The 26,504-nt window shown below is 64.9% G+C and carries 26 protein-coding genes; 23 read left to right on the top strand and 3 right to left on the bottom strand.

Annotated elements, in window-relative coordinates; translation table 11 throughout:
* The first annotated feature begins 83 nt into the window (after nt 1-83).
* Nucleotides 84-1,088, top strand: a complete 1,005-nt coding sequence (locus A9J21_RS29885) for a tripartite tricarboxylate transporter substrate binding protein (protein WP_066742816.1) — start codon at nt 84-86, stop codon at nt 1,086-1,088.
* A 215-nt stretch (nt 1,089-1,303) separates the two neighbouring features.
* On the opposite strand, the gene A9J21_RS29880 is transcribed toward A9J21_RS29885, so the two are convergent.
* Nucleotides 1,304-1,519, bottom strand: coding sequence for a hypothetical protein (locus tag A9J21_RS29880; protein WP_066742667.1), 216 nt, complete (start codon nt 1,517-1,519; stop codon nt 1,304-1,306).
* A gap of 20 nt (nt 1,520-1,539) precedes the next feature.
* On the opposite strand from A9J21_RS29880, the gene A9J21_RS31835 reads away from it, so the two are divergent.
* Together A9J21_RS31835 and A9J21_RS29875 are read left to right on the top strand one after the other, a co-directional pair.
* Complete coding sequence (locus A9J21_RS31835; protein ID WP_156546361.1) at nt 1,540-1,725, top strand: hypothetical protein; 186 nt, start codon at nt 1,540-1,542, stop codon at nt 1,723-1,725.
* A gap of 136 nt (nt 1,726-1,861) precedes the next feature.
* A complete protein-coding gene (locus A9J21_RS29875; RefSeq protein ID WP_066742664.1) occupies nt 1,862-2,452 on the top strand; it encodes a PadR family transcriptional regulator in 591 nt (196 codons plus the stop codon).
* A 99-nt stretch (nt 2,453-2,551) separates the two neighbouring features.
* Here the strand turns inward: A9J21_RS29875 and A9J21_RS29870 are convergent, their stop codons facing one another.
* Nucleotides 2,552-3,541 carry a nitronate monooxygenase family protein gene (locus A9J21_RS29870; protein WP_066742661.1) on the bottom strand — a complete coding sequence of 330 codons (990 nt, stop codon included), beginning with the start codon at nt 3,539-3,541 and terminating at the stop codon, nt 2,552-2,554.
* 205 nt (nt 3,542-3,746) lie between these two features.
* On the opposite strand from A9J21_RS29870, the gene A9J21_RS29865 reads away from it, so the two are divergent.
* Both A9J21_RS29865 and galE read left to right on the top strand, forming a co-directional pair.
* Nucleotides 3,747-4,817, top strand: coding sequence for a tyrosine-type recombinase/integrase (locus A9J21_RS29865; protein ID WP_066742813.1), 1,071 nt, complete (start codon nt 3,747-3,749; stop codon nt 4,815-4,817).
* A 120-nt stretch (nt 4,818-4,937) separates the two neighbouring features.
* Complete coding sequence (gene galE / locus A9J21_RS29860) at nt 4,938-5,957, top strand: UDP-glucose 4-epimerase GalE (RefSeq protein ID WP_066742658.1); 1,020 nt, start codon at nt 4,938-4,940, stop codon at nt 5,955-5,957.
* A 74-nt stretch (nt 5,958-6,031) separates the two neighbouring features.
* On the opposite strand, the gene A9J21_RS29855 is transcribed toward galE, so the two are convergent.
* The gene (locus A9J21_RS29855) at nt 6,032-6,343 is read right to left on the bottom strand and encodes an H-NS family nucleoid-associated regulatory protein (RefSeq protein ID WP_066742656.1); all 312 of its coding nucleotides are present in this window, start codon (nt 6,341-6,343) and stop codon (nt 6,032-6,034) included.
* A 553-nt stretch (nt 6,344-6,896) separates the two neighbouring features.
* Between A9J21_RS29855 and A9J21_RS29850 the strand changes: the two genes are divergently transcribed.
* From A9J21_RS29850 to cheZ, 18 genes are all read left to right on the top strand, one after another.
* Entirely contained in the window at nt 6,897-8,705 is a 1,809-nt protein-coding gene (locus A9J21_RS29850) for a methyl-accepting chemotaxis protein (protein ID WP_066742654.1), read from the top strand.
* 138 nt (nt 8,706-8,843) lie between these two features.
* Nucleotides 8,844-10,823: a bifunctional diguanylate cyclase/phosphodiesterase gene (locus A9J21_RS29845; RefSeq protein ID WP_066742652.1), complete on the top strand. Its 1,980-nt coding sequence runs from the start codon at nt 8,844-8,846 to the stop codon at nt 10,821-10,823.
* 175 nt (nt 10,824-10,998) lie between these two features.
* Nucleotides 10,999-11,382, top strand: a complete 384-nt coding sequence (locus tag A9J21_RS29840; protein WP_066742649.1) for a response regulator — start codon at nt 10,999-11,001, stop codon at nt 11,380-11,382.
* 172 nt (nt 11,383-11,554) lie between these two features.
* Nucleotides 11,555-12,043 carry a chemotaxis protein CheW gene (locus A9J21_RS29835; protein WP_066742647.1) on the top strand — a complete coding sequence of 163 codons (489 nt, stop codon included), beginning with the start codon at nt 11,555-11,557 and terminating at the stop codon, nt 12,041-12,043.
* A gap of 82 nt (nt 12,044-12,125) precedes the next feature.
* The gene (locus A9J21_RS29830; protein ID WP_066742645.1) at nt 12,126-13,763 is read left to right on the top strand and encodes a PAS domain-containing methyl-accepting chemotaxis protein; all 1,638 of its coding nucleotides are present in this window, start codon (nt 12,126-12,128) and stop codon (nt 13,761-13,763) included.
* A 172-nt stretch (nt 13,764-13,935) separates the two neighbouring features.
* On the top strand, nt 13,936-15,786 hold the full coding sequence (locus A9J21_RS29825) for a methyl-accepting chemotaxis protein (protein ID WP_066742643.1): 1,851 nt from the start codon (nt 13,936-13,938) through the stop codon (nt 15,784-15,786).
* A gap of 113 nt (nt 15,787-15,899) precedes the next feature.
* Entirely contained in the window at nt 15,900-16,652 is a 753-nt protein-coding gene (locus A9J21_RS29820) for a DUF4088 family protein (protein WP_066742641.1), read from the top strand.
* Between the two features lie 400 nt (nt 16,653-17,052).
* A complete protein-coding gene (gene flhD, locus A9J21_RS29815) occupies nt 17,053-17,370 on the top strand; it encodes a flagellar transcriptional regulator FlhD (protein WP_008647543.1) in 318 nt (105 codons plus the stop codon).
* The gene (gene flhC / locus A9J21_RS29810; RefSeq protein ID WP_066742639.1) at nt 17,367-17,972 is read left to right on the top strand and encodes a flagellar transcriptional regulator FlhC; all 606 of its coding nucleotides are present in this window, start codon (nt 17,367-17,369) and stop codon (nt 17,970-17,972) included. Before flhD ends, flhC begins: the two co-directional genes overlap by 4 nt.
* 121 nt (nt 17,973-18,093) lie before the next feature.
* On the top strand, nt 18,094-18,957 hold the full coding sequence (gene motA, locus A9J21_RS29805; RefSeq protein ID WP_049815961.1) for a flagellar motor stator protein MotA: 864 nt from the start codon (nt 18,094-18,096) through the stop codon (nt 18,955-18,957).
* Nucleotides 18,958-18,970: 13 nt separating this feature from the next.
* Nucleotides 18,971-19,954, top strand: coding sequence for a flagellar motor protein MotB (gene motB, locus A9J21_RS29800; RefSeq protein WP_066742637.1), 984 nt, complete (start codon nt 18,971-18,973; stop codon nt 19,952-19,954).
* 65 nt (nt 19,955-20,019) lie between these two features.
* Complete coding sequence (gene cheA, locus A9J21_RS29795) at nt 20,020-22,050, top strand: chemotaxis protein CheA (protein WP_066742635.1); 2,031 nt, start codon at nt 20,020-20,022, stop codon at nt 22,048-22,050.
* Nucleotides 22,051-22,071: 21 nt separating this feature from the next.
* Nucleotides 22,072-22,566 (top strand): chemotaxis protein CheW, encoded by a 495-nt coding sequence (locus tag A9J21_RS29790; RefSeq protein ID WP_066742632.1) that lies wholly within the window; start codon nt 22,072-22,074, stop codon nt 22,564-22,566.
* A gap of 64 nt (nt 22,567-22,630) precedes the next feature.
* The gene (locus A9J21_RS29785; protein WP_066742629.1) at nt 22,631-23,542 is read left to right on the top strand and encodes a CheR family methyltransferase; all 912 of its coding nucleotides are present in this window, start codon (nt 22,631-22,633) and stop codon (nt 23,540-23,542) included.
* Nucleotides 23,539-24,201 (top strand): chemoreceptor glutamine deamidase CheD, encoded by a 663-nt coding sequence (cheD, locus tag A9J21_RS29780; RefSeq protein WP_404851428.1) that lies wholly within the window; start codon nt 23,539-23,541, stop codon nt 24,199-24,201. Before A9J21_RS29785 ends, cheD begins: the two co-directional genes overlap by 4 nt.
* 23 nt (nt 24,202-24,224) lie before the next feature.
* On the top strand, nt 24,225-25,298 hold the full coding sequence (locus A9J21_RS29775) for a chemotaxis response regulator protein-glutamate methylesterase (protein WP_066742626.1): 1,074 nt from the start codon (nt 24,225-24,227) through the stop codon (nt 25,296-25,298).
* A gap of 82 nt (nt 25,299-25,380) precedes the next feature.
* Nucleotides 25,381-25,767 (top strand): chemotaxis response regulator CheY, encoded by a 387-nt coding sequence (gene cheY, locus A9J21_RS29770; RefSeq protein WP_197497596.1) that lies wholly within the window; start codon nt 25,381-25,383, stop codon nt 25,765-25,767.
* Nucleotides 25,768-25,782: 15 nt separating this feature from the next.
* Nucleotides 25,783-26,418 (top strand): protein phosphatase CheZ, encoded by a 636-nt coding sequence (cheZ, locus tag A9J21_RS29765; protein WP_066742623.1) that lies wholly within the window; start codon nt 25,783-25,785, stop codon nt 26,416-26,418.
* The last annotated feature ends 86 nt before the right edge of the window (nt 26,419-26,504 follow it).

Genomic DNA, 26,504 nt, shown 5'->3' with positions numbered 1-26,504 from the left:
GGTGGAATAGCGATACACAAGCATTGCGCCCGCGGCGCTCACAAGGTTCGTCTGCGGGTGTGCATCAATTCCTGGAGCACAAGATGAGCATCACCAATCAAACCTCGAAGGCGCGCAGACGCCTGCTGGCCGCTGGCGTGGCAATGGCAGCCGGCTTTGCCGTCATGACCGGCGCTCAGGCGCAGGGCAACTACCCGACCAAGCCGATCACGATGATCGTGCCGTTCTCGGCCGGTGGCACCACCGACATCCTGGCCCGTATCGTCAGCCTGCAACTGGGCAAGGCGCTGGGTCAGCCGGTGGTGGTGGACAACCGTCCGGGCGCAGGCGGCAACATTGGCGCGTCTCTGGCCGCCAAGGCCCAGGGCGACGGCTACACGCTGTTCATGGGTACGATCGGCACGCACGCGATCAACCAGTCGCTGTACTCGAAGCTGCCGTACGATCCGGTCAAGGATTTCGCGCCGATCACGCGCGTTGCCATGGTGCCGAACATCGTCGTGGTGAACCCGAAGGTGCCGGTGCACAACGTCAAGGAACTGATCGCCTACGTGAAGGCCAACCCGGACAAGCTGTCGTACGGTTCGTCGGGTAGCGGTTCGTCGATGCACCTGTCGGGCGAGCTGTTCAACTCGATGACCGGCCTGCATATCCAGCACATCCCGTACAAGGGCAGCGCCCCGGCCGTGAACGACCTGCTGGGCAACCAGATCGGCCTGATGTTCGACAACATGCCGTCGTCGTACCCGCACGTGAAGGCCGGCAAGCTGCGCGCCATCGCCGTGACCTCGGCCAAGCGCTCGCCGGCCCTGCCGGACGTGCCGACCGTGGCCGAAGCCGGTGTGCCGGGCTATGAAGCCACGTCGTGGTTTGCCCTGTACGCCACCGGCGGCACGCCGCAGCCGATCGTCGACCGCCTGAACGCCGAAGTGGTCAAGATCCTGGCCATGCCGGAAGTGAAGAAGCAGATGGCCGAGCAAGGCGCCGAGCCGAACCCGGAAAAGCCGGCCCAGCTGGCTGCCTTCATGAAGTCCGAGACCGCCAAGTGGGCCAAGGTGGTGAAGGCTTCGGGCGCAACGGTGGACTGATCGCCAGCGCTGTAGAAAAAGCAGTACCGCAGTACGTATTACGCAGTACTCGAACCGGCCACGGGCGCCAGCCCGGCGGCCGGTTTTTTATTGCCCGCAGGAAAGAAAAAGCCCGCGAGGGTATCGCGGGCAGAAATCCCAGGTCCACAAGGGACAGGAGGAGACAAGCAGCAGCTTCGGCGCGCCGCCGGGTGAGCCCGGCAGCCCGCTGGCAATCAGGTCAGGCTGTATTTGACGACCTGTTCCTCGACACCGACGAAGCGCACCAGCTGCCGCAGGCCGCTGGCGTATTCCTTGATATGGTGGCCGTCCGGAGTGTCGGGCAGCCGGTAATAGATCGGGGCCGATCCGGCGCGTGCACGGGCCGCGTTGATCGCCGCCGAGGTTTCGCCCGCAGCCGTGCCTTCGGTAATTTCCGGTCTTGCGTTCATCGACGACTCCCAGGAGACGCATGGCGCTGAACGTTGGGCCGGCAAAGAAAAGGCGCGCGCATGCGGGTGGCAATGTCTGGAATGTATTGCAGGCGGTCGCGAAAAGCCATTTCGATTTTTTTACATCAGTTTCAGGAGAATTGCCTGAATTGTCATATTTAGGATTCCGTCGGCCCGGTCGATATCCGGAGGGTGTCCCCGCGTAGCGACCTGCCCAACAGGCGTTGCAAGGGTTAACGGCATGACGCGCCCTGACTTGCGCGCTACCATAGCGCCACCCTGAACATTCCCGGCTCAAGGCAGCAACGTTCGTGCCAACCCGGGCCACCACTTCCACGGCGAATGTCAACCCAGCACGCGCTCCTGATTTCCCTGATCGAAAAGCCATCGTCGGGCTACGACCTGGCGCGCCGTTTCGACAAGTCCATCGGCTATTTCTGGCACGCCACGCACCAGCAGATCTACCGCGAACTGGGGCGGATGGCCGAAATGGGCTGGATTGCGGCCGAGGAAGGCGGCAGGGAGCAGCCAAGCCTGGGGAGCCCGGCGAGCGGGCCCGATGGCGCAGCGGTGGAAAGGAAGAACCGCAAGAAGGTCTACTACGTGCTGCCCGCCGGCCGCGAGGAACTGGTGCGGTGGGTGCTGTCGCCCGGCGCGGGGCTGGATCAGCGTGAGGAAATTCTGGTCAAGCTACGTGCAGATGCTGCAATCGGCCCGCTCGGACTGGACCAGGAGATGCAACGCCTGATCGCCTTGCACGAGGATCGTCTGGCGCTCTACCGCGATATCGAACGCAAGGACTTTGGCGGCACGCTCGACCGGCGCCAGCAAATCCAGTACGCGCTGCTGCGGCGCGGCATCCGGTTCCAGGAGGACTGGGTGAAATGGGGGCGTGACCTGATGCCGCTGCTGGAAAAGCCCGGCGAGGAATAACGACACGCCATCTGGTGCCGAGGCCCTTTCCCGCCAGTGCATGAACCGGCGGGAAGGAAGGGCCATCAGGCTATCAGGAAGACATCAGAAAAACGCCAATCAGGCGACGCTGGCCGCGTGCGCGGCGGCTTCGGCGGGCGCCAGGCCCAGTCGGCGGCGTGCCAGCGCGTACTCTTCCACAAAACGGCGCACCAGTTCGGCAGCAGGTACCACGCGCTTGATGGCGCCCACGCCCTGGCCGGCGCCCCAGATATCCTTCCACGGCTTGACCCGGGTCGAACCAAAGTTCATGGCGGTGGCATCCGACGTCGGCAGTGCTTCCGGGTCCAGACCCGAGCGCACGATGCTTTCGCGCAGATAGTTGCCGTGTACGCCCGTGAACAGGTTGGAATAGACGATATCGTCGGCGCTGCTGTCGACGATCATCTGCTTGTAGGCGTCCTGGGCATTGGCTTCCAGCGTGGCAATGAAGGCCGAGCCGATATAGGCCAGGTCGGCGCCTGCCGCCTGGGCGGCCAGTACCGCGTCGCCGCTGGCAATGGCGCCGGACAGCAGCAGCGGGCCGTCGAACCATTCGCGGATCTCGTGCAGCAGCGCGAACGGCGACAGCGTGCCGGCGTGGCCGCCCGCACCGGCCGCCACGGCGATCAGGCCGTCGGCGCCCTTGTCGATCGCCTTGCGGGCGAAGGTGTTGTTGATCACGTCATGCAGCACGATGCCGCCGTACGAATGCACGGCCTCGTTGACCTCCACGCGGGCGCCCAACGACGTGATGACGATGGGCACCTTGTAGCGCACGCACATTTCCAGGTCGTGTTCGAGCCGGTCATTGGACTTGTGCACGATCTGGTTGACCGCGAACGGCGCGGCGGGGCGGTCGGGGTGCCTGGCATCGTGCTCCGCCAGCTCGGTCGTGATGCGGTCCAGCCATTCCTCCAGCTTCTCTGCCGGGCGCGCGTTCAGCGCCGGGAAAGATCCCACCACGCCGGCCTTGCACTGCGCGATGACCAGATCGGGGTTGGAAATGATGAACAGCGGCGAGCAGACGGCCGGCAGCGACAGGTTTTGGAGCAGGGCGGGAATAGCCATGACGGTTCCTTCGGATGGAGGCGGCAAATCGGTGGGGTACATGCGAACGCGGCGATCTATGCAACCAGTTGCATGATGAATGGCAAGGTACCACGTTCGCCGGGCACGCTGCAACCGGTTGCAGAGACTATTTGCGGCACTGCCGCAGCGTCCAGTGGCGCATTGTCTACAATGGGCGCATTGCCCCCATGCAGGAGATGAAGTGGTGACTCACCCCGCGATCGACGCCGCCACGGCCGATGGGGCGCAGCCGGTGTCCGACGAACTGTTCGACGCCGACCTGGCCGCCTGGTATCGGCAACCGGAACGCGCCTTCGACGGCTGGCTGGCGCGCCATGGATTTCGCCCCGGCACGGCCATCGTGTACCGCGCCATGTGGGGCAAGCTCCTGCGCTGGTCGGGCGAACAGGGCCTGCCGCCGCTGAAGTGGTCGGCCGCCCAGATCGGCGCCTTTCTCGACGCGCAGAATCTCCACAAGCGCCACCGCTATCGATATGCGCGGTTGATAGAGCGGATATTTCACCATCTGGCGACCCTGCAACAGAATCTGCACAATCCGGCCAGCCAGGCCGTGAAGGCGCATCTTGCCGACGGCGAGAACGATCCCACCGCCTTCCTGCTGCCCGGCGAGCGCGATCTGCTGGTGGCGCGCATCCTGGCGCCCGAGCCGGAAATGCCGGCAGGCAAGGACGCGAAGACCGATATGTCGCCCACGGCCTGGAAGCGCGCCCGCGATGTGGCGCTGCTGGCCGTGCTGCTGGGCGGCGGCCTGAAAGTGGCAGAGGTGCGGGCGTTGCGCCTGGATGCGCTGGATGGCATCGACGGCATGGACGGCGGCGCGATGGCGATCAGGATGGTGCGGCCCGATAACGGGCGTACTTATATGGTGCCGCTGTTCGGCTTTGCCCATGCGCCGCTGCGCCGATGGCTGGCCGTGCGTCAGGCGGCGGAATCGCTGGGCGATCTGGTCTTCCCGGCGATGGCCAATGGCCGGCCGATGCACGCGGCCTCGATTTACCGCCGCATCGAGATCCTGCTGGAAGAGGCCGGTGTCCTGGCGGGCCGCAGTGAACGGGCGTCGCCGCAGACGCTGCGAAATACCTGCGGCGCGATGCATTTCGATGCCGGCACCACGCCGGCCGCGGTCGCGCAGCTGCTGGGCATGCGCGACCTGGAGTCGGGCTGGCGTCTGCATGCAGCTTATGAGGCGTGGCAGGCGCGTGCCGGATTGCCGTTGATGACACCGCAGCCAGCACGGCTGGGTCGGGAATCCTGACATTCGTTTGAATGCGGGAAGCGGCCGTAATACCGGCCGGTTAAGATGTCGGCTCGACCTGCGAATCCCGACCGGAGATTCGGCCAGCGTCGTGAAACACTTACCGACCTGACTATTTCCATGGCTGAAACCTTACTGCTGACCGGCGCAACCGGATATATCGCTTCGCACACCTGGGTGGCGTTGCATGAGGCGGGCTATCAAGTGATCGGACTCGATAATCTGTGCAACAGCAGCCGTGAGGTGGTGAGCCGTCTGGCCCGCATTACTGGCACCACGCCGCATTTCGTGGAAGGCGATGTGCGCGATCGCGCGCTGCTGGACCGCCTGTTCGCCCAGCACAAGATTGCCGGGGCGATTCATTTTGCGGCGCTCAAGGCAGTGGGCGAATCGGTCAGCAAGCCGCTCGAATATTACGGAAACAACCTCGAAGGCATGATCACGCTATGCAGCGCGATGCAGTCTGCCGGCGTCAGGCAACTGGTGTTCAGTTCGTCGGCCACGGTCTATGGCAATCCGCATACCGTGCCGATTCTCGAGGATTTCCCGCTGTCGGCCACCAATCCGTACGGCCAGACCAAATTGATGGGTGAACAGATCCTGCGTGATCTGGAAAAATCCGATCCTGAATGGCGTATCGCTTTTCTACGATATTTCAATCCGGTTGGCGCGCATGACAGCGGCCTGATTGGCGAAGATCCGGGTGGCATTCCGAACAACCTGATGCCGTATGTGGCCCAGGTGGCCGGCGGACGGCGCGAAAAGCTGAGCGTCTACGGTGGCGATTACCCGACCGTCGACGGTACCGGGGTGCGCGACTACATCCACGTCAGCGATCTGGCCGACGGCCATGTGGCGGCGCTGAATTACCTGCGCAACCATCCGCGCGGGATGACGGTGAACCTCGGCACGGGCCGTGGCTACAGCGTCCTGGAGGTAGTGAAGGCCTACGAACGAGCCAGCGGGCGCGCCGTGCCCTATCAGATCGTCGAGCGGCGTCCGGGCGACATTGCGTCGTGCTATGCCGATCCGGGCCTGGCCCAGCAACTGCTGGGCTGGCGTGCCCGCCACGACCTGGATCGCATGTGCGAGGATTCCTGGCGCTGGCAGTCGATGAATCCAAAGGGATTTGCCGCATGATCGGCATTCGCCAATAAAAAAACCGGGCCTTGGCCCGGTTTTTCTTTGCTTGCTTGCGTGCGTGGCGTCGCCGCTTAGCGAATCAGGAAGTCTTCCATCGACTTGCCATTCGCCAGTGCCTGGGTCAGCCAGCCCGGGCGCTTGCCCCGGCCGGTCCAGGTATTTCCGGCGCTATCGCGATAACGAACCGGAACCTTGCGGGCGGTAGTGGCCTTCTTGCCGGCCACGCTCTTGCCACCAAATCCGAGGTCTTCGGCGGTCAGGCCAAATTGTTCGATTTTCTCGCGAATCTCGGCGATTACGGTCGCTTGCTCGCGCGCCTTGATCTCTTCGGCCTCCCGCTGCAGTTCGCTGATTTTCTGAACGATTTCCTGATATGTCGCCATTTGTATCCCTCGATTTACTGGTGGGTCCGTGAATTGACGAAAAGCATTATAACCACTGCGGGCCATGCTGCAAATCCTTTGCAGCGACAAACCAAAAAATACGAAAAATCTCAATTAAGAAGAATTACTGAACTTATGGCACAGGCCACAGTCGGCGGTTCGGTTGTCCGGCATTGCCTGAATGCGCGTGTGGACGGCGGCTGTCGGTGGGCGGTGCACTACCGCGTCCAATCCGGAAACATGAATCGAAACTTAATCGGATCAAATCGGATACCCGGTCAGACGCAAGAGGGTTTCAGCGAACGCTGAATTCAGGCCCGGCGGGCTTATTTATTTGCGCGCATGCGCTATCTCGCCACCCGCAGCGCCTGCGGCGCCATTTTTCCGATGATTGAAAGTGCATCAGTCGCCATACCCGAAAACCATTTGGCGTGCAACTCAAGGAAGGTTCGGCGCTGGCCGTTATCGAGTCCTGAGCAGACCGCACGGGGTGTCGGCCTGCCGGACCGAGGCGGGGAGTGGCTTCGGGTTATCTCCTAATGATCAGCACATCATGTCCTTTCATCAGAATATTCAGATCAAGACCCTCCTGCGGGGCGCAATGGCCGCACTGGCGGGCATCCTGCTGGTTGTGGGCGGAGCGGGGTTGCACGGCATTTCCCAGTCCAATGATGCGCTGAAGGAGACGTACGCCAACCAGCTGGCTTCCTCGCAGGCCCTGGCCGAGGCGATGATCGGCACCACGCGCCTGCGCCTGGCGCTGGACCGTACCGTCATGCCCGGCAGCGAGGGTGACGACATGAACAAGCACGTCGAGCGCTCGAAGACTTTCGTCGAGTCGTCGGAGAAAGGCTGGAAGCGCTATCTGGCGCTGCCGCAGAACGACGAGGAAAAGGCGCTGGCGAGCGCCCTGGCCGCCAAGCGCCAGGAGTTCTTCGACGCGGGCGTGGCCAAGTGGCAGCAGGCGCTGACGTCGGGTAACCGCGAGGAATCCCTGCGCATGGCGCGCGACGTGATGCCGGAACTGCAGCGCAGCCTGGCCTCCGCGCACGAGAAGCTGGAGAAATTCCAGATGGAAGCGGGCAAGGCGAACTTCGAGGCCGCCCAGTCGCGCTTTGAAATGATCCGCACGATGTCGATCCTGCTGATCGCCTTCGGCCTGGTCATTGCCGTGGTGGCGGCGCTGATGCTCCACCGCGCCATCGTGCGTCCGGTGGAAGAAGCGCTGTCCGTGTTCGAACGCATGGCTGCCGGCGACCTGACGTCGCGCATCAACAGCATGTCGAAGAACGAGGTTGGCCGCATGATGCAGGCACTGGCGAAGATGCAGGACAGCCTGTCGGGCATTGTGTCCGAAGTGCGTACCGGCACCGATTCGATTGCCTCGGCCACCCAGCAGATCTCGGCCGGCAATACCGACCTGTCGCAACGTACCGAAGAGCAGGCCGCCTCGCTGGAGCAGACCGCCGCCAGCATGGAAGAACTGACCACCGTGGTACGCCAGAATGCCGACAATGCCCGCCAGGCCGGCGTGCTGGCCGACGAGGCATCGCAGATCGCCATGAAGGGCGGCGATGTGGTGGGCCGCGTGGTGGACACCATGAACGAGATCAATGGCGCGTCGCGCAAGGTGGTCGAGATCATCGGCGTGATCGAGGGCATTGCCTTCCAGACCAACATCCTGGCACTGAACGCGGCGGTGGAAGCCGCCCGTGCCGGCGAACAGGGCCGCGGCTTTGCCGTGGTGGCCGGCGAGGTGCGCAGCCTGGCGCAGCGCAGCGCCAACGCCGCCAAGGAAATCGAATCGCTGATCAGTGAATCCGGCCAGCGTGTGGAAAGCGGCACGAAGCTGGTGGCCGAAGCCGGCAACACCATGGGCGAGATCGTGCAGGCCGTGCGTCGGGTGACGGACATCATGAACGAGATCAGCGCCGCGTCGCAGGAACAGACCACCGGCATCGAGCAGGTCAACCAGGCCGTGGCCCAGATGGACCAGGTGACGCAGCAGAACGCGGCACTGGTGGAAGAAGCCGCCGCCGCCGCTGGCGCGCTGGAGGAACAGGCGCAGAAGCTCAAGAGCGTGGTGTCGGTGTTCTCGCTGGCGTCCGACGGCAGTACGCCGCGCCAGCTGGCGGCGCCGGCCCGGCCCGTGCATGCGCTGGCACCGGTCCAGCCCGCCGCTGCGCCGGCTGCCCCGGCCAAGTCCGCTGCCGTCGCCCGTACCCCGGAACGTGCGCCGGTGCGCCCCGCCGCCAAGCGTCCGCCCGTGGTCCGCAAGACGCGCGAGCCCAAGTTGCTGCGCCCAGCGCTGAACCAGCCGGCCGGTGCGTCGAACCCGGACGACAACTGGGCCGCCTTCTGATTATTTCGAGGTCGACATAAACCGGACTGAGTGCCACAAGGTTCACACGGAGCGCGCAAGATGCCATGATGCGGGGTTTTGTCTGCCCCGCATCCCGGTGTTCCCCGCGCCTTTGCCGTTTCCCTTCGCGCAGCCCCAATGATTGCCACGAATACCCTCCTGTTGCTGCTTGCAGCCGTGCTCGGCGTCGTTGCCGCGCGCGGCCTGCGTGCGGCCAAGCCGGAAGGCGAGCCGGGGCGCAAGACTGTCCGGTCCCTGACGTGGTCGGCGGCGCTGCTGTCGCAGGTCACCACGGGCATGCCGCTCTGGGTCACCGTGGCCTCGGGCACGCTGACGGCGGCCAATCACGGCGCCGACCTGGCGGCAACCTTTGCCGCGACGCTGGCGGCCAGCATTGCGGCGTCGCACCTATTGGCCCCCGCCTGGCACTGGGTTCGCCAGGGCGGGCATGGCTGGCAGGTTGCCATCGTCACGGCCATGCTGGCCGGCGCTGGCCTGGTTGCAGTGGCCGGCGCGCGGCTTGGGCGGGCCTGCGGTGGCCTGTCGATGTCGCCGCGCGATTGCCTGGACGTGGCGGGCCTGCACGGGTCGGTGTGGCTGGCGGGTGGACTGGCGCTGCTGTGCTCCGCGCTCTATGCGATGCACCGCATCCAGTCGCGCAAGTGGGCGGGGGCGTTTGCCGAGGCCGCGCTGGCCGACGACGCGTCTGACGAATTCCCGGCCGCCGCGCGTGCCGGCGAGCCGCGCATCATCCGTCGTGGCAGCGGCCGCATGGCTGGCCTGACCGTGCGGTCGTCGGGCCGCGACCAGCCGCCCGTTGGCGAATACAGCGTCAGCAACGAAGACCTGCCCGATCGCACCGCCTTTGCACGCTGGCTCGACCAGACCATCGCGCACGCCAGGTTGTCGGAAACCGCCTGCGCCGTGCTGCTGATCCATATCGCCGATTTCCGCGAGGTCGACGAAGTCTTTGAAGTCCGCGCCGACGACATCCTGGCACAGGATGCCGGTGCGCTGGCCCAGGCCGCGCTGGAACCGCATCACTTCCTGGCCCGGCTGGCGCGCGATGAATTCGCGGTGGGCGTGCCGGAACTGGTCCAGCACAGCCGCGCCCACGATGTCGGGGCACGCGTGCTCGGATCGCTGTCCGAGTTCGTGGCGGCGCGCGGGCTGCAGATGCAGATCGGCGTGAACATCGGCATCGCCATCTATCCGCGCGATGCGGCCACGTCGGAATCGCTGATGCAGGCGGCGCGTGTCAGCCTGTCGGAGGCGCGCGAAAGCGGCTCGAACCAGATGCGTGTATTCAATTCCGCGGCCGGCGAACGGGCGCGCCGCATGCGCGTGATCCGCCGCGATCTCTGGCCGGCCATCCAGGACGATGCGCTATCGCTGATGTACCAGCCGAAGTACGACGTGAAGTCGCGCGGCGTGGTGGGGGCCGAGGCACTGTGCCGCTGGCGGCATCCGACGCTGGGCCCGGTCAATCCGGCCGAATTCATCATGGTGGCCGAGCAGTCGGGCCAGATCGACAAGCTCGACGACTGGGTCATCTCCACGGTCTGCGCCCAGGTGCGCGCATGGCAGGACGCGGGGCTGCCGACGGTGCCGGTAGCCATCAACGTGTCGGGGCTGCGCTTTGCCAGCCGCAACTTCCCGCAATACCTGCTCGAACAGATCCACCAGCACGACATCCCGCCATCGGCCATCACGCTGGAAATTACCGAGACGGCGGCCATGAAGGACATCGGCAAGTCGATGGAGACGCTGGCCGAACTGCAGTCGCTGGGTATCCACGTGGCGCTGGACGACTTCGGCAGCGGCTATTCCAGCCTGGGCTACCTGAAGCGGCTGCGCGTGGGCACGCTCAAGATCGACCGCACGCTGATCGGCGGGCTTGATGCCGACCCGCAGGGCCGGGCGATCGTCGGGTCGATGGTGGCGCTGGCGCACGAACTGCGCATGAAGGTGGTGGCCGAGGGCGTGGAATCGGCATCGCAGCTCGATATCCTGCACGGCATGGGCTGCGACGAGGTGCAGGGCTACCTGATGGCCATGCCGCTCGATGCCCCGGCCTTTGCCGAACAGCTCCATGGCGACCAGCCGCTGCGCGCCTGAGTAGCCGGGCAAAACGTGAATAATCGTCAATAACGCTAAAGCGCGCGCCTCGCGTGTCGTTATGAAGTGACAGGGCAGCGGCGCATGCCGGATTCCGCACGCCCGAGCCAGCTGGCCTGTCCGTCGCCGGCCGCGCTGCCTTGCCACTGGCGGACCAACCCATACGGAGTCCCCGATGTCCCTTCCGCACATTCTCGTCGTCGACGATTCACCATCCTTGCGCCGCATGACGGGCGCCTGCCTGCGCGCGGGCGGATTCGCGGTGACCGAGGCGGCCGATGGCAAGGAGGCGCACGAGGTGGCCATGGAGGGTCAGTTCGGCATGCTGGTCACCGACCAGGTCATGCCCGTGATGGACGGCCTGTCGCTGATCCGTGCGCTGCGCGCCACGCCGGCCTATGCGTCGATTCCGATCCTGATGCTCTCCACCGAGCACGACGACCGCATCCTGGACCAGGCCCGCGAGGCCGGTGCCTCGGGTTTCCTGGCAAAGCCATTCGACCCCGAGGACCTGCTGGCCTCCGTCCACGCGCTTCTGGACCCTCCCACGGAGGGGTAAGCCGGGCGCCAAGTCGTCCTTAATTCACCCCGCAACGTGCCGTAAATACTGGAGGGCCATAGCAGGTGGTCCGGCCGTGCCCATTGGGCCGCGAGCCGGCTGACCGCCTCGGGTCGCCAGCAGCCAGGGGCACGCTACCCCGGCCACGACCAAACTTGCCAGCGGGGGCAACATGAATACCAGCAACAACCGCGCGGACGGCGCGGGAGAAGAATTCCTGGCCTTCCGGCTTGGCCGCGAGGAATACGGCATCGACATCCTCAAGGTCCAGGAAATCCGTGGCTACGAACAGGTCACGCAGATTGCCAACGCGCCTGACTACCTGAAGGGCGTGGTCAACCTGCGCGGCACCATCGTGCCGATCATCGACCTGCGCATCAAGTTCAACCAGGCCGAGATCAGCTACGACCAGTACACCGTGGTGATCATCGTCGATATCCATGAACGCACCACGGGCATCGTGGTTGACGGCGTATCCGACGTGCTCACGCTGACCCCTTCGCAGATCAAGCCGGCACCGGCGCTGTCCGGTGGCATGGCTACCGACTATATCCGCGGGCTCGGCTCGCTCGAGGGCCGCATGCTGATCCTGACCGACATCGAGAAGCTGATGGATGTCGACGATCTTGCGGCGCTTGACGCCGCGGCCGCCACCGCCTGATCTACACCGTAACAAGCGGCCCGTGGCGCCCGCGCGAATGCGGGGCCCCGGCGCCGGAGCCTTCAACGCAGTTCGAGCACCCATGCGCAACAACCAGCCTGTCACGCAGCGCGAGCATCCGCTCTCGCCGGACGATTACCTGATCTCCCGAACCGACCTCAAGGGGCGCATCACGTTCGCAAACCGGGCGTTCGTGGAGACCAGCGGCTTCTCGTCGGCAGAGCTGATGGGCGCGCCACACAACCTCGTGCGCCATCCGGACATGCCGCCCGAAGCGTTTGCGGACCTGTGGACGTCGATCCAGGCCGGCAAGTCGTGGGTGGGCATCGTCAAGAACCGCCGCAAGGACGGCGACCACTACTGGGTGCAGGCCACGGTCACGCCGACGCGCGTGGCCGGCCGCATCATCGGCTATACGTCGGTGCGGTCGATGGCGTCGCGCGAACAGATCGATGCGGCCGAGGCCGCCTACAAGCGCTTCCGCGAAAACCGCGCCACCGGACTGGCGATCCGCGACGGGGCCGTGGTCCGGACCGGCGTGGCCGGCTTTCTCGGCCGCCTGACCCGCCTCAGTCTCCGGCGCCGTATTCTCTGGGCCCAGATGGCCGGGCTCGTATGGTTCCTGGTGGCACTCGCTGGCGTTCACTGGATGTCGGCAGATGCTGCCGCCCAGCTGTGGCCGTGGCTGTGGGGCGCCTTCGCGCTGGCCGTGATCTCGTCGATGGCTTCGGGTGCGATGCTGGTATCGCGCGTGGAAAAGCCCGTCGGCGAGATGCTCGATTTCGCGCTGCGCATGGGCGCCGGCGACCTGACCACCACGTTCGAGCACAAGGCTGGCGACGAGGTAGGAGCACTGGCGCGCGCCATGCGCACGATGCAGCGCAGCCTGCTGTCGGTGGTGCACGACATCCAGGAAGGCATGGCCAGCATCTCGACAGCCACCCATCAGGTGGCCGCCGGCAACAACGACCTGTCGCAGCGCACCGAGCAGCAGGCGGCGTCGCTGGAGGAAACCGCATCGAGCATGGAGCAGTTGACCGGCACGGTGCGCCAGAACGCCGACAACGCGCGCCAGGCCAGCGGGCTGGCCGCCAATGCGTCGGAGACTGCCGTGCGCGGCGGCGAGGCCGTGGGGCGCGTGGTGCAGACCATGCAGGAAATCAACGAGGCATCGCACAAGATCGTCGACATCATCGGCGTGATCGAGGGCATTGCCTTCCAGACCAACATCCTGGCGCTGAACGCGGCCGTGGAAGCCGCCCGTGCCGGCGAACAGGGCCGCGGCTTTGCCGTGGTGGCCGGCGAGGTGCGCAGCCTGGCGCAGCGCAGCGCCAACGCGGCCAAGGAAATCAAGGGCCTGATCGGCAACACCGTGTCGCGCGTGGAAAACGGCGCGGCGCAGGTGGGCGAGGCCGGTGCCACGATGGACGAGATCGTCCAGGCCGTAAAGCGCGTGACCGACATCATGGGCGACATCAGTTCGGCATCGGCCGAGCAGAGCGCCGGCATCGAGCAGGTCAACGAGGCCGTGGCGCAGATGGATGAAGGCACACAACAGAACGCAGCATTGGTGGAGCAGGCCGCTGCCGCGGCTGGCGCACTGGAAGAACAGGCCGACCGCCTGCGCGAGTCGATCTCCACATTCCGCGTGAGCACGCAGGCCGAGGTACGGCCCGCGCGCCCGCGCCAGATGGAGACGCTGGCGGAGGCTGTTGGCTGAAGTGGGGAGCAGGCCCGCGCCCGGTTGGGGCAAGGGCGTTTAATAAAGCGCCGCGCCAACAGGCACGGCATCAGGAACGGGGTACAGCAGCCGCCCACGCAGGCGGCCGCGACAACAACCCGGGTGGCATTGTCCATCCCGGTCATTTCTGACAGAAGAAGGGGGTAGTTCTATGCAGTGGTTCAATCAACTACGCGTTACGACCAGGCTGATCGCGGGCTTCCTGGTGGTATCGGTGATCGGCGCAGTCATCGGCCTGCTGGGCGTGGTCAACATGGGGCGCATGGCGGACTGGACCGGCAAGATCTACAACACCGACCTGCAGGCACTGAAGGCCGTGCAGGACGGCAACATCAACCTGGTCTACGCCAGCCGCGCGCAGATTGCGCTGCTGTCGGCATCGACCATGGGCGAGCGCGCCACCGAGAAGGAAGAGATCCAGAAATCGCTGACGACGATGGAGGCGCGTGTAAAAACTGCAAAGGACTCGTTCAGCCAACCGGAAGGCCAGGCGCTGTTCAAGCAGTATGAAACGCTGGTGCCGCCGTTCCGCGACCGCATGACCAAGTACGTGGAACTGGTGGGCAAGCAGCCGCTGGACACGTCGCAGTTCGAAAGCACGGTGTTCACGGAAAGCGCCGACCTGCTCAAGGAAAGCCGCGCGCTGGAAGACGTGCTGTTCAAGATGGTCAAGCGCCGCGATGACCGCGCGAAGTCCAACATGGAAGAGTCGACCAGCGTCTACAACAGCTCGCGCGTGCTGATGTTGCTGCTGGTGGTGGGTGGCGTCGTGGTTTCGGTGCTGCTGGGCTGGTTCCTGGCACGCCAGCTTTCGCGCCAGCTGGGTGGCGAACCCGGCTATGCGGCGTCGATCGCCGCAAGCATCGCCGATGGCGATTTCTCGGCCAAGGTGGATCTGCGCCGTGGCGACGATCACAGCCTGCTGCACGCGATCAGCCAGATGCAGCAGCAGCTGTCGTCGATGGTCCGCGACTTCAAGGAATCGGCCGAATCGATCGGCACGGCTTCGCGCGAGATCGCGGCCGGCAACAACGATCTGTCGCAGCGTACCGAGCAGCAGGCCGCTTCGCTGGAGGAAACGGCTTCGAGCATGGAAGAGCTGACCAGCACCGTGCGCCAGAACGCCGACAACGCCCGTCAGGCCAGCGGCCTGGCTGCCAATGCGTCGGATACCGCCGTGCGCGGCGGCGAGGTGGTGGGCCGCGTGGTGGACACCATGGGCGAGATCAACGATGCCTCGCGCAAGATCGTCGACATCATCGGCGTGATCGAAGGCATTGCCTTCCAGACCAACATCCTGGCACTGAACGCGGCCGTGGAAGCGGCGCGTGCCGGCGAACAGGGCCGCGGCTTCGCCGTGGTGGCCGGCGAGGTGCGCAGCCTGGCGCAGCGCAGCGCCAACGCGGCCAAGGAAATCAAGACGCTGATCGACAACTCGGTGGCGCAGGTGGATACCGGCGCGGCACTGGTCAGCCAGGCCGGCACGACGATGGACGAGATCGTGCAGGCCGTGAAGCGCGTGACCGACATCATGGGCGAGATCAGCGCGGCGTCGGCCGAGCAGAGCTCGGGCATCGAACAGGTCAACCAGGCCGTGGCGCAGATGGACGAAGTGACGCAGCAGAACGCGGCACTGGTTGAGCAGGCAGCGGCGGCAGCCGGTTCGCTGCAGGACCAGGCATCGCGCCTGATGGATTCGGTGTCGGGCTTCCGCCTGTCGGACGACCATGCGCCGTCGGCTTCGACGCCGATGCTGGCCGCCCCGGCGGCGCCTGCCGTGCGTTCGGTGGTCAAGCCGGCCGCCAAGGCCCCGGTGAACCGTGTAGCCAAGGGTGGCAAGCGCGGCAAGCCGGCCAAGGCCGGCACCGCGCTGGTGGCTGCCGCGCCGGCCGTGGCTGAAGTTGCCGAAGAGGATGCCGTTACCCAGAAGAAGCGCCCGGCGCTGACGGCTGCCGCGCCGGCAAGCCCGGCATCCGACAACGGCGACTGGAGCGCCTTCTGACCGTCATCGGCAATACATCCGACGGACACATCATCGTCGTCTGAAAAGATGGCGGCGCCCCGGCACAGCGTTGTAAATGTTGCGCCGGGGCGTTCACTCGTCTGCAGAACATCATGAATACCGACATCAGTCTGTCCCTGTCGGCCGAAGCCGCAGCGCGGCTGCGCGCGGACTTCGATGCGTTTGTAAAAGTTTCCACCGGTCTCGACCCGCAGTTCATTCCGCCTGCGTTCGACGACTTCCTGCGCGCTCGCCTGATGCAGCAGGATGGTCCGCTGACCGAGCGCGCCGTCATGCGCCTGCTGGCCAGCGGCGAGTACGGCTGGGCCAGGAAGGTCTTCGACAAGCAGCTGCCGAACGCGCTGGCCGCGCTGATGCGCGATGCGCAGCGCTTCGGGTTTGCCCTGGCCGTGCAGCCGGACTGGACGCCCCAGCAGCGCGTGGAACACGCGCGCGAGTGGGCCGCGAACATCCTGTCCGAAGCCGGCGCCGACGCCGCGTTCACCGAAGCGCTGGCGGCGCAAATATCGGCATCTGCCGTGGACGTGCGCACCATCGAGGAGCGCATGCGCACGCCGGCGTGGCGCATCGCCGACAGCCTGCGCCAGCGCGCCTACGACGTCATGTACGCGTTGCAGACCGAAGAGAGCGAGGCGCTGGGCCGCAGCAAGGTGGGGGAGTTGCGCGCGCTGCTTGGGCTGGCCCTGGAGTACCGGTCAGTGAGCGCAGAGGAAGCGGCTCGCGTGCTGGAGCAGGTGGAGCGTGCGCGTCCGCATCTGTTCCGCGAAGCACCCGACGACGTGTTCGCGCGGCTGGCCGCGTGGTTGCGTCGCGTGTTTAGCCAAGGTGCACTCATTCGTCAATAGTGGAAATCGGCAACCCCCTCTTCGTGAGGGGCCTGTCCACCGTCGGAAACCCGTTTCCGTTCAGTACACAAATCGTTACACCTTTGATGAAAATCAGAAGACAGTCACATTGGCTGTTACAAACTTCCGGGCCCATGTCTTTTCCTTACGACATTCGCTAATCCCCAACGTAAGTAGGGATTGGCATTGGGGGCGGAATGCCGATATAAACGTAACAGTTTCACTTACACTCTGTAACATCTGTAACGTTTCGGGGTTGAGGTGTAACCGGGCGAAGTTCCTTTCGTAGTACGTCGTACCCACTCGAACACGCAACCAAACGATCTGGTCGCCGGCAGGGTTTCCCTGCCTGGTAAGCGCCGGACAAGCGGTCGAGGGGTTATTTGGTAGCGGGGAAAAATTGGAAAGCAGTGAAGTTCTCCAGGAGATCAGGGAGGTCAATCTCGCCTATCTTCTGCTTGCGCAACGACTGGTGCGCGAAAACCAGGTGGAAGCCATGTTCAGGCTTGGTGTCAGCAAGGAAATTGCTGAGATCCTTGCCAAGCTGACCTCGGCGCAACTCGTCAAGCTGGCCGCATCGAACATGGTGCTGTGCCGTTTCCGCTTCGACGATCACGCGTTGCTGTCCACCCTTACACACACGGCCAAGAGCCATGATATGCAGCAGATCCACGCTGCTATCCTGCTGGCCCGGCAACCTGTGGAGTCGCTCAATTGACCGCGCTCCTCCAGGCCCAGCCGGCCCGCAGTTTCACGGCGACTCCCGTTCCCAACCGCAAGAGTGTCCTGCAGGATGCCAACCAGACCCAGCTCGCCATCGAGCTGATCGGCCTGGGTGCGCGTCTGCAGGTGCTTGAAGCCGAGACCACGCTCTCGCGCGACCGGTTGATCCGCCTCTACAAGGAGCTGCGAGGCGCATCGCCGCCCAAGGGCATGCTCCCGTTCTCCACGGACTGGTTCACCACCTGGCTGCCGAATATCCATTCGTCGCTGTTCTTCTCTGCTCACCAGTTCATGGTGCAGGAAGGCGAGACGTCGGGCATTCGTGCCGTAGTGGCCGCTTACCGTCTGTACCTCGAGCACGTTTCGCTGCTCGGTGGCGAAATCGTCTTAAGTTTCACCCGTGCCTGGACGTTAGTACGGTTTTTCGAGAGCAACATGCTGCAGCTTTCCAAGTGCACCTGTTGCGGCGGTCAGTTCGTGACGCATGCCTATGAGCCGCACGCGAACTTCGTCTGCAGCCTGTGCCGTCCGCCGTCGCGCGCCGGAAAGGTGAAGAAGCTCTCGAAGGACGCCGCATCCGCGCAGACGCAAGCCTGATTCACCGGGCCTGACGTCCGCGTGGCAGGTGGGCCCCGGTACTGGCGGGCGGTGACCCCGCTCGTCCGCGCCGGATGCCCAGTGCGTGCCTGACGCGTGTTTTTCAGACGGGGATCCGATCGTGCTAGTAGTTATTGGCTATGTCGTCGTAGTCGTGGCGGTGTTGGGCGGTTACGCCCTCACCGGCGGACATATGGGCGCGCTTTATCAACCGGCGGAGCTCATCATCATCGGCGGTGCCGCCGTCGGCGCATTCATCAGCTCCAACAGCGGCAAGGCCATCAAGGCCACGATGAAGGCCATGCCTTCGCTGCTGCAGGGCTCCAAGTACAAGAAGGAACTGTACCTGGACGTGATGGCGCTGCTGTACGTGCTGCTGTCCAAGGCACGCCGCGAGGGCATCCTGTTCCTCGAAAAGGAAATTGCCGATCCCGCATCGAGCAGTGTCTTCAGTCAGTACCCGCGCATCCTGGCCGACGCCAAGATGATGGAGTTCCTGACCGACTACCTGCGCATGATGGTCAACGGCAACATGAACGCCTTCGAGATCGAGGCGCTCATGGACCACGAAATCGAAACGTTCCGCCACGAGGCCGAGATTCCCGCCCATGCGCTGTCGCGCGTCGGTGACGGCCTGCCGGCATTCGGCATCGTGGCCGCGGTGATGGGCGTGGTGCATGCACTGGCCTCGGCCGACCTGCCGCCGGCCGAACTGGGCGCCCTGATCGCCCACGCCATGGTGGGTACGTTCCTGGGCATTCTGCTGGCCTACGGCTTCGTGTCGCCACTGGCGTCGCGGGTCGAGCACCAGGTGTCCGAGAGCATCAAGATGTACGAGTGCATCAAGGTCACGCTGCTGGCATCGCTCAATGGTTATGCACCGCTGGTGGCGGTGGAATTCGGCCGCAAGGTGCTGTACTCCACGGTACGTCCGTCGTTCCTTGAGCTCGACGACCACGTCCGTGAAGTCAAGAGCCTGACCTGACGGGAGAGCAGCCATGAGCAGCGCCCAGGACCTGCGTCCGATCGTCATCAAGAAGGCGAAGTCGCACGCCAAGCCGCACGGCAACCACAGCTGGAAGATCGCCTACGCCGACTTCATGACGGCCATGATGGCGCTGTTCCTGGTGCTGTGGCTGCTGAGCACGTCGTCGCCAAAGACCCTTGTCGGCGTGGCCGAGTATTTCAAGACGCCGCTGAAGGTGGCGGTGGCCGGTGGCGACAAGAGCAGCATGTCGAAGAGCGTCATCCCCGGCGGCGGCAAGGACCCGATGGCCAAGGACGGCGAGGTCATGAAGGCCCTGACCAACGATCCGGCCGACGCCCAGCGCCGCCGCGACCAGATGGACAGCGAGCGCCTGCGTGCGCTCAAGGGCCGTCTCGAACAGATCATCGACAACAACCCGACGCTGCGCCAGTTCCGCCCGCAGCTGTTGCTGGACATCACCAGCGAGGGCCTGCGCATCCAGATCCTGGATACCAAGAACCGCCCGATGTTCCGTACCGGCAGCGCGGCCGTGGAACCGTACATGCGGGCGATCCTGCGCGAGATCGGCCCGGTGCTCAACGAGATGCCGAACAAGGTCAGCCTGTCGGGCCATACCGACTCGGCCACGTACATGATGGGCGAGCGCGCATACAGCAACTGGGAACTGTCGGCAGACCGCGCCAACGCGTCGCGTCAGGAACTGATCGCCGGTGGCATGCAGGACGGCAAGGTGCTGCGCGTGCTGGGCCTGGCGGACACCATGCCGCTTGAGAAGAACGATCCGCTGGCGCCGACCAATCGCCGCATCAGCATCGTGGTGCTGAACAAGCGTGCGCAAGCCCAGTTCGAGTCGGAGAACGCCAGCGCGGCCGATGTCTCGGTGCAGGCGCAGAAGGGACGCATGGCCGAAGAGCTTCAGTCGCAGGTGCCGCCGCAGGCGGAAGCCGCATCGGCGCCCGCGGCAAAGCCGGCCAACGCGCCCACGGGCAAGTAGGAACGAGGACGCGCCACCGCGGTGGGCGGCGCGGCTTCCCAGAAATCTAGCGAGCCAGGACGATCATGTCTGTCGATATCGATATCACGCAGTTTTACCAGACCTTCTTCGAAGAGGCAGAGGAACTGCTCGTAGAAATGGAGCAGCTGCTGCTCGAGGTGGACATCGAGTCCCCCGATGCCGAAGCACTCAACGCGATCTTTCGCGCCGCGCATTCGATCAAGGGCGGAGCCGCCACGTTCGGCTTCACGGCGCTGACCGAAACCACGCACATCTTTGAGAACCTGCTCGACCGCACGCGTCGGCGGGAACTGGCCCTCACGCGGGTCATCATCGACACCTTTCTGGAAACCAAGGACGTGTTGCAAGACCAGCTCAATGCCTATCGCAACGGCACCGAACCCGATCCGGAAACGTTCAAGCGCATTTGCGCCGTCCTGCAGCAGCTGGCCCAGGAAGCCGGCGGCGAAGCGGCCCACGCTCCGGCCCCTGCACCCGCACCGGTAGCGGCTCCCGCTCCCGCGGCGGCCGCCGCGCCGGCTGGCGGCAACCTCAAGGTTCGCCTGATCAAGGTATCGGCGGGTGACCAGGCGCTGCTGCGCGAGGAACTGGCGAACCTGGGCGAGATCACCGGCCAGGAAGAAGCCGACGGCGACCTGACCATCTGGCTGAACAGCCAGTGCGGCACCGACGACATCATCGCCGTCTGCTGCTTCGTGATCGACGAGAAGCAGATCGTCGTGGAAGCGGTGGCCGCCGGCGAGGCGCCGGCCGCCGCCGCGCCCGCACCGGCGCCTGCGCCCGTTGCCGCACCGGCTCCGGTCGCCGCCGCGCCGGCCGCCGCCCCGGCAGCGAAGGACAAGGAGAAGGCCAAGCCTGCAGCGGCCGCCGCCGCACACGGCCCCGATTCGGGTTCGATCCGCGTACCGACCGAAAAGGTCGACCAGATCATCAACCTGGTGGGCGAACTGGTCATCACGCAATCGATGCTGGCACAGACCGCATCGTCGCTCGACCCCGTGCTGTTCGACCGCCTGTTCTCCGGCATGGGCCAGCTCGAGCGCAACGCGCGTGACCTGCAGGAAGCGGTGATGTCGATCCGCATGATGCCGATGGACTACGTGTTCTCGCGCTTCCCGCGCCTGGTGCGCGACCTGGCAAGCAAGCTCGGCAAGCAGATCGACCTGGTCACGTTCGGCAAGGCGACCGAACTCGACAAGAGCCTGATCGAGCGCATCATCGATCCGCTGACACACCTGGTGCGCAACAGCCTCGACCACGGCATCGAAACGCCCGAGAAGCGCGTGGCCGCCGGCAAGGAAGCGACCGGCCAGCTGATCCTGTCCGCACAACACGCTGGCGGCAACATCGTCATCGAAGTGAGCGACGACGGCGGTGGCCTGAACCGCGACCGCATCCTGTCCAAGGCGCTGCAGAACAACCTGCCGGGCGTGTCCGAGAGCATGCCCGATGACGAAGTCTGGCAGCTGATCTTCGCGCCGGGCTTCTCCACCGCCGAAGTCGTGACCGACGTGTCGGGCCGCGGTGTCGGCATGGACGTGGTCAAGCGGAACATCCAGGAAATGGGCGGGCATGTCGAGATCAGCTCGCGCCAGGGCCTGGGCACCACCACCCGCATCGTGCTGCCGCTGACGCTGGCGATCCTGGATGGCATGTCGGTGCGTACCGGCGAAGAGACGTTCATCCTGCCGCTGAACTGCGTGATGGAATCGCTCCAGCCGAAGGCCGACGACGTCCACACCGCCGCCAACGGCGAGCGCGTGATGAACGTGCGTGGCGAATACCTGCCGCTGCTGGAGCTGCACAAGGTGTTCAACGTCGCCAACGCGGTGCAGGAGCCCACGCAGGGCATCGCCGTGATCCTGGCTGCCGAAGGCAAGCGCTTCGCGCTGCTGGTGGACCAGCTGATCGGACAGCACCAGGTGGTACTGAAGAACCTGGAAACCAACTACCGCAAGGTGCCGTGCATTTCGGCCGCGACGATCCTGGGCGACGGCAGCGTCGCGCTGATCGTGGACGTGGCCGCGCTGCAGCGCACCGGCGTGCGCCGCCAGGACATGGCGGTGGCACTGTAATCGACAGCAAGGAGAACAGACATGGCCGGCATCGGACACATCGATACCCAGGGCAGCGAAGCCTCTGGCCAGGAATACCTGGTCTTCACGCTGGGCACCGAGGAATATGGCATCGACATCCTCAAGGTGCAGGAGATCCGCAGCTACGAGACGGTGACCCGCATCGCCAACGCGCCCGATTTCATCAAGGGCGTGACGAACCTGCGGGGCGTGATCGTGCCGATCGTGGACCTGCGCCTGAAGTTCAACCTCGCCAACGTGCGCTATGACCACCAGACCGTGGTGATCATCCTGAACGTGGCGGGGCGCGTGGTCGGCATCGTGGTCGACGGCGTTTCTGACGTGCTCACGCTGACGGGCGACGACATCAAGGCCGCGCCGGAGTTTGGCGTGTCGGTATCCAACGAACACCTGACCGGCCTCGGTTCGGTGGAAGGCCGGATGCTGATCCTGATCGACATCGAACGCATGATGACCAGTGCCGAGATGGAACTGATCGAAGCCGAGCTCGCCTGAACGCGCCGGATCGCCCCCAACTGCCTGTACCGCCGACTATCGGCAACCCTGACGAAATACGCTCATGACGCCGCTCCGTTCTTCCTCCAGTGCCACCGGGAAGCCAGGCGCGGCCGCCAGCACGGCTGCGCCGGTGCTGGCGCCCCTGCGCGACGACATGCGTGACTTCCTGCTGACCGAGCGCGACTTCGAGAAGGTGCGCGCGCTGATTCACAAGCGCGCCGGCATCTCGCTGGGCAGCCACAAGCGCGAGATGGTGTACAGCCGTCTGGCGCGGCGGCTGCGCTCGCTGCAGCTCAGCGACTTCGGCTCGTACCTGGAACTGCTCGAAGCGGACGACCGGTCCGACGAGTGGGAATACTTCACCAACGCGCTGACCACCAACCTCACGTCGTTCTTCCGTGAGGCGCATCACTTCCCGCTGCTGGCCGAACATGCCAAAAAGGTTGGCCGCCCCTACAGCGTCTGGTGCGCGGCGGCGTCTACCGGCGAAGAGCCGTATTCGATCGCCATCACGCTGGCCGAGGCGCTGGGCGACCGCGGCGGCACCGTGCTTGCCACCGATATCGATACCCAGGTGCTGGCGAAGGCCCGCGCCGGGGTCTATACGACCGAGCAGGTGGCCCGGCTGCAGCAGGAACAGCTCAAGCGCTTCTTCCTGAAGGGCACCGGGGCACGCGCCGGGTCGGTCAAGGTCAAGCCGGACCTGGCATCGACCATCACGTTCGAGCCGCTGAACCTGCTGGCGCCCGACTGGGGCATTCGCGAGAAGTTCGACGCGATCTTCTGCCGCAACGTGATGATCTACTTCGACAAGCCGACCCAGGGCCGCATCCTGGAACGGTTTGCACCGCTGCTCAAGCCGAATGGCCTGTTGTTTGCCGGACATTCGGAGAACTTCTCGTATGTCACGCGTGCGTTCCAGCTGCGCGGGCAGACCGTGTATGAACTGGCGGGCAAGGGCGGAGGTGCATGATGCGCGGCACCCCCCAGATGCCCGAGGCCATTGCCACGCGAAAGTACTTCGATCGCGAATTCGGCAAGCAGGCCATCAAGCTGCTGCCCAACGAGTATTACGTGACCGGTGACGACGTGGTGCTGACCACGGTGCTGGGATCGTGCGTGGCCGCATGCATCCGCGACGAAGTGGCCGGCGTGGGTGGCATGAACCATTTCATGCTGCCCGACGACGAGAACGCCGGCCCCGACCGCATGCTGTCGGCGTCGATGCGATACGGCTGCTACGCGCTGGAAGTGCTGATCAATGAGCTGCTGAAGATGGGCGCCCGGCGCGAGCGCCTGGAAGCCAAGGTGTTTGGCGGCGGCGCGGTACTGGCGAACATGACGACCCTCAATATTGGGGACCGGAATGCCGATTTCGTACTGAAGTACCTGCGCACCGAAGAGATACGGGTGGCCGCGCAGGACCTGCGCGGGCCGCACGCGCGACGCGTCAGCTATTTTCCGGGCACGGGGCTGGCGCTGGTGCGCCGGCTGACCCGCCAGGACGACACGGTTGGCGTGGAGCGCGACGAGCGTGCCTTGGCACGCGCGCTGTCCACATCCACAAAGGCGCCCGCCCGTGGTGCCGTGGCTTTGTTTACGCGGCAGGCATCGGCCAAGTCGCCGACCTGAAAACTGAAGACGTAGAGACCAATATGACCGCCGCGAAGATCAAGGTGCTGTGCGTGGATGATTCCGCGCTGATCCGCAGCCTGATGACGGAGATCATCAACAGCCAGCCGGACATGGAGGTGGTGGGTACCGCCCCCGACCCGCTGGTGGCGCGCGACATGATCAAGCGCCTGAACCCGGACGTGCTGACGCTGGACGTGGAAATGCCACGGATGGACGGGCTCGACTTTCTGGAACGCCTGATGCGCCTGCGGCCGATGCCGGTGCTGATGGTGTCGTCGCTGACCGAGCGCGGCTCCGAAATCACGATGCGCGCGCTGGAACTGGGCGCCGTCGACTTCGTGACCAAGCCCAAGCTGGGCATTCGCGAAGGGCTGATCGAATACACCGACACCATCGCCGACAAGCTGCGTGCTGCATCGCGGGCGCGCGTGCGCGCCCGGACCGAGGCTGCCGCGGGCAGCGCTCCGGCCGCGCCGATGCTGCGCGCGCCGCTGCTGTCGACCGAAAAGCTGATCATCGTCGGCGCATCCACGGGCGGCACCGAGGCCATCAAGGAATTCCTGATGCCGCTGCCGCCGGACTCACCGGCGGTCATGATCGTGCAGCACATGCCGGCCGGCTTCACGAAGTCGTTCGCGCAGCGCCTGAACGGCCTGTGCCGTATCACGGTCAAGGAAGCGGAGCACGGCGAGCGCGTGCTGCCCGGCTACGCGTATATCGCGCCGGGCGACTCCCATCTGCTGCTGGCGCGCAGCGGTGCCAACTACGTGGCGCACCTGTCGCAGGAAGCGCCGGTGAACCGGCATCGCCCGTCGGTGGACGTGCTGTTCGATTCCGCCGCGATCCATGGCGGCAAGAACGTGACCGGCGTGATCCTGACCGGCATGGGCAAGGATGGAGCCCGCGGCATGCTGCGCATGCGCGAGGCCGGATCGTACAACCTGGCGCAGGACGAACAGTCCTGCATCGTGTTTGGCATGCCGAAGGAAGCTATCGCCACCGGCGGCGTGCATGAAGTGGTGCCCCTGAACCAGATGAGCCAGCGCGTCATGGCGCACCTGGCCACGTTTGGCGCACGGGCGCAGCGCGTGTAGTCCTGGATCTCGCGCGCGAGAGGTCAGATCAGCAACATCAACCGGATGGCCCCGTCATCCGCAACCGTTTTGGAGCCGTATAGTGGACAAGAACATCAAGATCCTCGTGGTCGATGACTTCCCGACCATGCGTCGGATCATTCGCAACCTGCTCAAGGAGCTGGGGTTCACCAACGTCGAGGAAGCCGAAGACGGCGCCGCCGGCCTGGAAAAAGTCAAGGACGGCAGCTTCCAGTTCGTGGTGTCGGACTGGAACATGCCGAACATGGACGGCCTGACCATGCTGCAGTCGATCCGCGCGATTCCCGAAATCGCCAAGACGCCGGTGCTGATGGTGACGGCCGAGGCCAAGAAGGAGAACATCATCGCTGCTGCGCAGGCTGGCGCCAACGGCTATGTGGTCAAGCCCTTCACGGCAGCGACGCTGGACGAAAAGATCACCAAGATCTTCGAGAAGCTGGGTCAATAAGAAGAGGTACGCGACATGTCGACGACTCCGACTTTCAGCCAAGAATCGGCCGAGCAGATCATCCATCGCATCGGCAACCTGACGCGAATGCTGCGCGACAACATGCGGGAGCTGGGGCTCGACAAGGAAATCGAGAAGGCCGCCCTGGCCATTCCCGATGCGCGCGACCGCCTGAGCTACATCGCCGCCATGACCGAGCAGGCGGCCGAGCGCACGCTCACCGCCGTCGAGCTGGCACAGCCGCTGCAGGAAGATCTGGAAAGCAAGGCCACCGCGCTGGACAAGCGTTGGGACGAGTGGTTCGCGCAACCGGTGGAGCTGGGCGATGCCCGCGCACTGGTGCTGGACACCCGCGAGTTCCTGACCGAAGTCCCGCAGAAGGCCAAGGCTACCGGCAGCCACCTGCTCGAGATCATGATGGCCCAGGACTTCCAGGACCTGACCGGCCAGGTGATCAAGAAGATGATGGACATGATCCGCACCCTGGAGCAGGAACTGCTGCAGGTGCTGATCGACAACGTGCCGGCCGAACGGCGCGTGGAAGCGCCCCCCACGCTCATGAACGGTCCGCAGATCAACCCCGAAGGCAAGACCGACGTGGTGTCGGACCAGTCGCAGGTGGACGACCTGCTGGCCAGCCTGGGCTTCTGAGCCCGGCAAACGGGACGCGCCGGCAAGGCTGCCGGTGCGTCCCGGGCCTGTTGCGGGGAAGCGCCGTACGGGTGTTTTCCGTCACA

The sequence above is a fragment of the Cupriavidus sp. D384 genome (assembly GCF_001652915.1).
Classification (GTDB): domain Bacteria; phylum Pseudomonadota; class Gammaproteobacteria; order Burkholderiales; family Burkholderiaceae; genus Cupriavidus.
This window is presented reverse-complemented; position numbering and strand designations above follow the sequence as displayed.